The 7,521-nt window shown below is 76.5% G+C and carries 6 protein-coding genes; 2 read left to right on the top strand and 4 right to left on the bottom strand.

Annotated features, from left to right (window positions below; all coding sequences use genetic code 11):
* Positions 1-46: 46 nt before the first annotated feature.
* The 4 genes from infB to rimP all read right to left on the bottom strand — a co-directional run bounded on the left by infB (position 47) and on the right by rimP (position 5,338).
* Complete coding sequence (gene infB / locus ACRYM2_RS22355; RefSeq protein WP_432524845.1) at positions 47-3,184, bottom strand: translation initiation factor IF-2; 3,138 nt, start codon at positions 3,182-3,184, stop codon at positions 47-49.
* 89 nt (positions 3,185-3,273) lie between these two features.
* Positions 3,274-3,561: a YlxR family protein gene (locus ACRYM2_RS22350; RefSeq protein ID WP_432524844.1), complete on the bottom strand. Its 288-nt coding sequence runs from the start codon at positions 3,559-3,561 to the stop codon at positions 3,274-3,276.
* Positions 3,562-3,686: 125 nt separating this feature from the next.
* Positions 3,687-4,718, bottom strand: a complete 1,032-nt coding sequence (gene nusA, locus ACRYM2_RS22345) for a transcription termination factor NusA (protein WP_432524842.1) — start codon at positions 4,716-4,718, stop codon at positions 3,687-3,689.
* On the bottom strand, positions 4,715-5,338 hold the full coding sequence (gene rimP / locus ACRYM2_RS22340) for a ribosome maturation factor RimP (protein WP_432524840.1): 624 nt from the start codon (positions 5,336-5,338) through the stop codon (positions 4,715-4,717). The genes nusA and rimP overlap by 4 nt, the downstream gene beginning before the upstream one ends.
* Positions 5,339-5,481: 143 nt before the next feature.
* On the opposite strand from rimP, the gene ACRYM2_RS22335 reads away from it, so the two are divergent.
* Both ACRYM2_RS22335 and ACRYM2_RS22330 read left to right on the top strand, forming a co-directional pair.
* Positions 5,482-6,564 (top strand): DUF4439 domain-containing protein, encoded by a 1,083-nt coding sequence (locus tag ACRYM2_RS22335; protein ID WP_432524838.1) that lies wholly within the window; start codon positions 5,482-5,484, stop codon positions 6,562-6,564.
* 55 nt (positions 6,565-6,619) lie between these two features.
* Positions 6,620-7,521, top strand: a 902-nt coding sequence (locus ACRYM2_RS22330) for an endonuclease/exonuclease/phosphatase family protein (RefSeq protein ID WP_432524836.1), incomplete at its 3' end; no start/stop codon positions are given.

The following is a 7,521-nucleotide window of genomic DNA, read 5'->3' as shown; positions in this document are numbered from 1 at the left end:
GCGGGACCCGCGGGTCCCGCCCCCCGGCGACCGTGCTCGGGCCGCGTCAGCCGCGCGGCTTCTCCTGCATCTCGAACGTCTCGATGACGTCGTCGACCTGGAGGTCGTTGTACGAGCCGAGGCCGATGCCGCACTCGAAGCCCTCGCGGACCTCGGTGGCGTCGTCCTTGAACCGTCGCAGCGACTCGATGGTGAGGTTGTCGCCGTGCACGACACCGTTGCGCAGCACGCGCGCCTTGGTGTTGCGCCGGATGAGACCCGACCGGACGAGGCAGCCGGCGATGTTGCCGAACTTGGAGGAGCGGAAGATCTCGCGGACCTCCGCCGTGCCCAGCTGGACCTCCTCGAACTCCGGCTTGAGCATGCCCTTGAGGGCGTTCTCGACGTCCTCGATCGCCTGGTAGATGACCGAGTAGTACCGGACGTCGACGCCTTCGCGGTCGGCGTACTCCTTCGTCTGCTGCTCCGGGCGGACGCTGAAGCCGATGATGATCGCGTTCGAGGCCACGGCGAGGTTCACGTTGTTCTTCGTGATGGCCCCGACCCCGCGGTCGATGACGCGCAGCTCGACCTCGTCACCGACGTCGATCTTCAGCAGCGCGTCCTCGAGGGCCTCGACCGACCCCGCACCGTCACCCTTGAGGATGAGGTTGAGGCTCTCGACCTTGCCCCGGTCGAGGGCGGCGGTGAAGTCCTCCAGCGAGATCCGCTTGCGCGACTTCGCCAGCAGGGCGCTGCGCTCGGCGGCGTCGCGCTTCTCGGCGATCTGGCGCGCGGTGCGGTCGTCGGGCGCCACGAGGAACGTGTCGCCGGCTCCCGGCACCGAGGTCAGGCCCAGCACCTGCACCGGACGCGACGGGGTCGCCTCCGAGAGCTGGTTGCCGTGCTCGTCGAGCATCGCGCGGACGCGGCCGTAACCGGTGCCCGCGACGATGGCGTCGCCGACGTGCAGGGTCCCGGACTGCACCAGGACCGTCGCGACCGGGCCGCGGCCCTTGTCGAGGTTGCCCTCGATGGCGATGCCGCGGGCGTCCTTGTGGGGGTTGGCCCGCAGGTCCAGCGCCGCGTCCGCGGTGAGCAGGACCGCCTCGAGCAGCGCGTCGATGTTCTGCCCGGCGCGGGCGGAGACGTCGACGAACATGGTGTCGCCGCCGTACTCCTCGGCCACCAGGTTGTACTCGGTGAGCTGCTGGCGGACCTTCGCCGGGTTCGCGCCCTCCTTGTCGATCTTGTTCACCGCGACCACGATCGGCACGTCGGCCGCCTGGGCGTGGTTGAGCGCCTCGATCGTCTGGGGCATCACGCCGTCGTCGGCCGCGACCACGAGGATCGCGATGTCGGTCACCTTGGCGCCGCGGGCACGCATGGCCGTGAAGGCCTCGTGACCCGGGGTGTCGATGAAGGTGATCGCCCGCTCGACGCCCTCGTGCTCCTTGGTGACCTGGTAGGCGCCGATGGTCTGGGTGATCCCACCGGCCTCCTTGGCCACCACGTCGGTGGAGCGGATGGCGTCCAGCAGCTTCGTCTTGCCGTGGTCGACGTGACCCATGACGGTGACGACCGGCGGACGGGACTCCAGCTCCTCGTCGCCCTCGGCCTCCAGCTCGGCGTCCAGGTCGATCGAGAACCCGGCGAGCAGCTCGCGCTCCTCGTCCTCCGGGGAGACGACCTCGACGACGTAGCCGAGCTCGGCGCCCAGGGCCTGGAAGGTGTCCTCGTCCAACGACTGCGTCGCGGTGGCCATCTCACCGAGGTGGAACAGCACCGTGACCAGCGACGCGGGGTTCGCGTCGATGCGGTCGGCGAAGTCGGTCAGCGAGGCGCCGCGACGGATGCGGACGACCGTCGAGCCGTCACCGCGCGGGACCTGCACACCCCCGACCGAGGGGGCCTGCATCGCCTCGTACTCCTGGCGCTTCGCGCGCTTGGACTTGCGGCCCTTGACCGGACGGCCACCGGCGCGACCGAACGCGCCCTGCGTGCCGCCGCGACCACCGCGACCACCGGGACCGCCACCGGGACGGCCGGCGAAACCGCCGCCACCGGCACCCGCACCGGGGCCACCGGGACCACCCGGACGGCCGCCGAAGCCACCACCGCGACCGCCACCGGGGCCGCCGCGACCGGGCGCACCCGGACGACCCGCACCGGCACCGGCACCCGGACGGCCGACCGTCGGGCGCGCGGGCATCATGCCCGGGTTCGGACGGGGCCCACCGGGACGGGGGCCACCGGGGCCGGCCGGGCCGGGACGCGGCCCGCCCTGCGGACGGGGCATGCCCTGGTTGGCCGCGAAGGGGTTGTTGCCCGGACGCGGGGCGCCCTGGGGACGGGGCATCCCGCCGGCCTGGCCACCCGCACCGCCGGGGCCGCCCTGACCGCGGTCGCGGTCGCGGTCCTGCGAACGGGGCATGCCCTGGCTCGGGGCGAACGGGTTGTTGCCCGGGCGCGGGGCACCGGGGCGCGGAGCGCCACCGGGACCGGCCGGACGACCCTGACCGCGGTCTCCGCCCTGGGGGCGGTCCGAGCGCTCCGGGCGGTCCGAGCGCGGGCGCTCACCGGGAGCGCCGCGGTCGGGCGGACCGGGACGACGCGCACCCGGAGCCGCGGGGGCACCGGGACGACCGCCCTGACCGGGAGCCGCGGGAGCGCCGGGGCGGGCCCCCGGACGCGGTCCCTGACCGGGTCCGCCGGAGGCGGGCGGGGTCGACGGACGCGCCGGAGCGGGACGCTGCGGCGAGGGCGCGGCGGGGCGCTGCGCGGCGGCCGGACGCTGCTCCGGGGCGCTCGGGGCCGAGGCCGCGGGCGCCTGGAAGGCGGGCGAGGCCGCAGCGGGGGCGACCGGCGCTGCCGGCGCGGCCGGAGCCGCGGGGGCGGCCGGCGACGGGGCGGGCGCGGCCGGAGCCGCCGGACGCGCGGGGGCCGGCGCCTGGGGGCGCGCAGCCGGCGCAGGACCCGGACGGGCACCCTGCGGCAGACGGGGACCCGGCTTCGCCGCCGGGCTCGGACGGCCACCTGCGGCGCCGTCCTGGGGGAACTTGTCCTTCAGCCGTCGGATGACCGGCGGTTCCACGGTCGAGCTCGCCGACCGGACGAACTCGCCCATCTCCTTGAGCGTGGCCAGGACGACCTTGCTCTCGACTCCGAACTCCTTGGCGAGCTCGTAGACCCGGACCTTTGCCACTTCTCTCCTGTCTCGGTCCGGGCTACCACTCGGGGCGCGGACCGTCGTCAGTCGGGGGGATTCATCGCTGGAAGCTCATCGGGTGCTCATCAGCTGTTCGACCCGTTCTCGTCGGTGGTGGGGGGTTCGACGTCCTCGGAGCCGCACGAGTCCAGGTAGGACCGTACGCCCGAGGTGTCGAGGGGAGCCGGGCGGCGCAGCGCACGGGCGAACGCCCGGCGCCTCTCCGCCTGCTCCAGGCACGAGGACCGCTGGTGCAGCCACGCGCCCCTGCCGGGGAGACGTCGCTGCGCGTCGACGAGGAGGTCCCCCGCCTCGTCGCTCGCGGCGACGACCCGCAACAAGGTGGACCGGGCGTCCCGCTGTCGGCAACCCACGCACGTGCGCACCGGCTCGGTGCGGCCCCCTCGCGGGGTCGCCCGGGCGACGGGCGCGGTGGACGGCCGATCGGCACGACCGGTTCCAAGCACTGTAACGATGTGGGCAGTGTAGCCCTTCCCGCTCAGCTCTCGCCCGGGGTCGACGCACCGGCCGGGTCGCCGGCCGAGCCGCCGGCCGCCTCGGTGTCCGGCCGGATGTCGATGCGCCAGCCCGTGAGCTTGGCGGCGAGGCGGGCGTTCTGACCCTCCTTGCCGATCGCCAGCGACAGCTGGTAGTCGGGGACGACCACCCGCGCCGAGCGGGTGGCCTCGTCGACGACCGCCACCGAGGTGACCCGCGCGGGCGAGAGCGCGTTGGCGACGAACTGCGCCGGGTCGTCGCTGTGGTCGATGATGTCGATCTTCTCGCCGCGCAGCTCGGCCATGACCGCCCGCACGCGCTGGCCCATCGGGCCGATGCAGGCGCCCTTGGCGTTGATCCCGGGCCGCGTGGCGCGCACCGCCATCTTCGAGCGGTGCCCCGCCTCGCGCGAGAGGGCGGTGATCTGGACGGTGCCGTCCGCGATCTCGGGCACCTCCAGCGCGAACAGCTTGCGCACGAGCAGCGGGTGCGAGCGCGAGAGCACCACCTGCGGGCCCTTGGGGCCCTTCTTGACGCTCACCACGAAGCAGCGCAGGCGGCTGCCGTGCTCGTAGCGCTCCCCCGGCACCTGCTCGGCCGGCGGCAGCACGCCCTCGAGCGTGCCGAGGTCGACCTGCACGACGCGCGGGTCGCGCCCCTGCTGGACGACGCCGGAGACGATCTCGCCCTCGCTGCGGGCGAACTCGCCGAGCACGGCCTCGTCCTCCGCGTCGCGCAGCCGCTGCAGGATCACCTGGCGGGCCGTGGTGGCCGCGATCCGGCCGAAGCCGGAGGGGGTGTCGTCGTACTCGCCGACCGGGGTGCCGTCCTCGGCGAGCTCCCGGGCCATCACGCGCACCTCGCCGCTGGCGCGGTCGAGGTCGACGCGGGCGTCGGGGTGCGCCTTGTGGTCGGCGTGCTCGGTGCGGTGGTAGGCCACGAGCAGCGCCTGCTCGATGGCCCGCACGAGCGTCTCGAAGGGGATCTCCTTCTCGCGCTCCAGCATCCGCAGCGCGGCCATGTCGATGTTCACTGCTCGTCCTCGCGTTCGTCCTCGTCGGGCTCGACCGCGTCGTCCAGCTCGTCCAGCTCGTCGTCCTCGTCCAGCTCGTCGTCCGGCTCGTCGTCGCCGGCGCGGCGGAACTCCACCTGCACCTCGCCGCGCACCAGCTCGGCCCAGGCCAGCCGCCGGGGCGCCCCGACGTCCGCGGCCCGCGGCGGCCTGCCCTTGACGGCCTGGGGCTCCAGCGTCACGAGCACGCCGTCGGCGTCCACCTCGCGCACCCGGCCGAGCAGCGCGCCGCCGTCGCCGAGGACGGCGCGCACCAGCCGGCCGCGGGCGCGCGACCAGTGCCGGGGGGTGGTGAGCGGGCGGTCGACGCCCGGGGAGCTGACCTCGAGGGTGTAGGCGGCCTCGCCGAGGGCGTCGGAGTCGTCCAGGGCCTGCGAGACCGCCGTCGAGGCCCGCGCGACCGCGTCGAGGTCCAGCTCCCCCGGTTCGTCGCCGGCCTTGTCGACCACGACCCGCACGACCTTGCGGCGGCCCGCGCTGGTGACGGCGACCTCCTCGAGGGCGAGGTCCCCGCCGAGCTCCCCGCCGGCGGCGAACACGGGGGCCAGCACCGCGGTCACGGCCTCGTCCAACGACGGCACGACCGTTCCTCCCCTGCTCTCGAGTTCTCGCGCGACCAGCCGGTGGGGCCGGGCACGACGGGACAGCCTATCCCGGCGCGCGGGCGGCACCGAGCCGCGCGCACCCCCGCTGCCCCGTCCGGGCGAGGTGGCACGATGCCCGCGTGCCCGTGCCCTCCCCGTCGCGCCGCGGCCTGCTCCTCGCGGCGGGCGCCGCGCTCGGCGCGTGGTCCCTCACCGGCTGCGGCGTGCGCTGGGTCGCCGGGGAGGAGCCCACCCCCACGGCCGCGGCGGGACCCGACGACGACGCCCGCACCCGGGCCGTGGCCGAGACCCGCGACCTGCTCGGGCTCGCCCTGCCGGCCGCCGCGGCCGCCGCTCCGCTGCAGCAGGCCGCGAGCGCGCTCGTGCAGACCTGCACCGCCCACCTGCGGGCGCTGGGCGCGGACGCCGAGGAGGCCGTGACGGCCACCGTGACGGCCACCGCGACGACCGGCGCGACGACCGGCGCGACCGCGGCGGACCCGGCCGCGCTGCTCTCGCGCCTGGCCACCACCGCGGCCTCCGCGCTGGCCACGGCGACGGCCACCGGGGCGGGGCGCACCGGCGCCGGCACGGCCCGGCTGCTCGCCTCGATCGCCGCCTCGCGCGCGCTGCTGCTCGACGGCCTGGCCACGGCCACGGCGCTGCCGGCCCCGCCCGTGCCGGCGCCGACCACCTCCTCCAGCTCCCCGGCCGGCTCCCCGACGGCCGGCCCCGCCGACGAGGCGGGCACGGCGGCCCTGCAGCGCGCCCTGGCCGGGGAGCACGCGGCGGTGCACGCCTACGGCCTCGTCACCGGCCGCGCCGGCCCCGAGCGGCGCGCGGAGGCCGCCGCGGACCTGGACGCGCACCGGGTGGCCCGCGACGACCTCGTCGACCTGCTGCTGGCGCGCGGCGCCGCCCCCGTCGAGGCCGCCGCCGGCTACGACGTCGAGGCGGCCACCCCGCAGGCGGCGGCCGCCCTCGCGGCGGCGGTGGAGGAGCGCCTGGCCGGCGTGCACGCCGACGTGGTCGCGGCCTCCGCCCCCGACCGCGCCGCGGCCGCGGCGGCCCTGCTGCGGGCGGCTCGCGCCGCGCGCCGGTGGGGGTCGGCCGTCACCGCCTTCCCCGGCATGGCCGAGCTCGGCGAGGACGGCACGGCGCTGCCGCGCCCGAGCGCCACCACCACGAGCACCGCCACGAGCACCGCCACGGGTGCGCCGTGACGGGCGGGCCCCCGGCGCGGTGCGCGTGCGGCCGGCTGCGAGACTCGGCGCCGAGATGAGCACGCCTGCCCCCTCCACCCCCGGCACCGCCGACGCGCCCCTGCGGGTCATGACCTGGAACGTGTGGTGGCGCTTCGGCGACTGGCGCGCCCGCCGCGAGGCCCTGCTCGCCGTCCTCGCCGAGCACGCGCCGGACGTCGTCGGCCTGCAGGAGGTGTGGGCCGACGGGGACGAGAACCTCGCGCACTGGCTGGGCGAGCGGCTGGGGATGCACGTCGCCTGGTCCCCCTCGCCGGCGCCGCAGCGCTGGCAGCGCCGGCTGCTCTCCACCGGCGAGGCCGCCGGCGCCGAGGAGCTGCAGTTCGGCAACGCCGTCCTGAGCCGGTACCCGCTGCTGGAGGAACGCGTGCGCCGGCTGCCCGCCGGGGGCCACGAGGACGAGGGGCGCACCGCGCTGCAGGTGCTCGTGGACGCCCCGCGACGGCCGCTGCCGTTCACCACCACGCACCTGAACTCCTCCCCGGCCGAGTCCGCCGTGCGCGTCGCGCAGGTGCGCGAGCTCGTCGGCTTCGTCGCCGAGCGGCACCGCCCCCGGGAGTTCTACCCGCCGGTGCTCACCGGCGACTTCAACGCGGTCGCGGAGTCGGACGAGCTGCGCCTGGCCGGTGGCTACCTCACCGCCGGCCCCGTCCCGGGCCTGGTGCTCGTCGACTCCTGGCACTACGCCGAGCCCGGCGACAGCGGCCTGACGTGGGACCGGGCCAACCCCTGGGTCGCGCGGGTGCACCAGCCGAGCGCGCGCATCGACCACGTCCTCGTGGGGCTGCCGCCGTTCTCCGGCGAGGGGGCCGGGCGCCCGGCCCGGCGGGTGGCCCCCGCCCCCCTCGACCGGGGCTGGGCCTCCGACCAAACCGCCGGGCGGGTCGACCACAACCCCAGACCCGCCGCGGGTCCGGC

Origin of the sequence: Kineococcus aridisoli (genome assembly GCF_050871885.1) — a bacterium.
GTDB lineage: Bacteria > Actinomycetota > Actinomycetes > Actinomycetales > Kineococcaceae > Kineococcus.
Note: the sequence above shows the minus strand (reverse complement) of the source record. Positions and strands in the feature narration are given on the sequence as shown.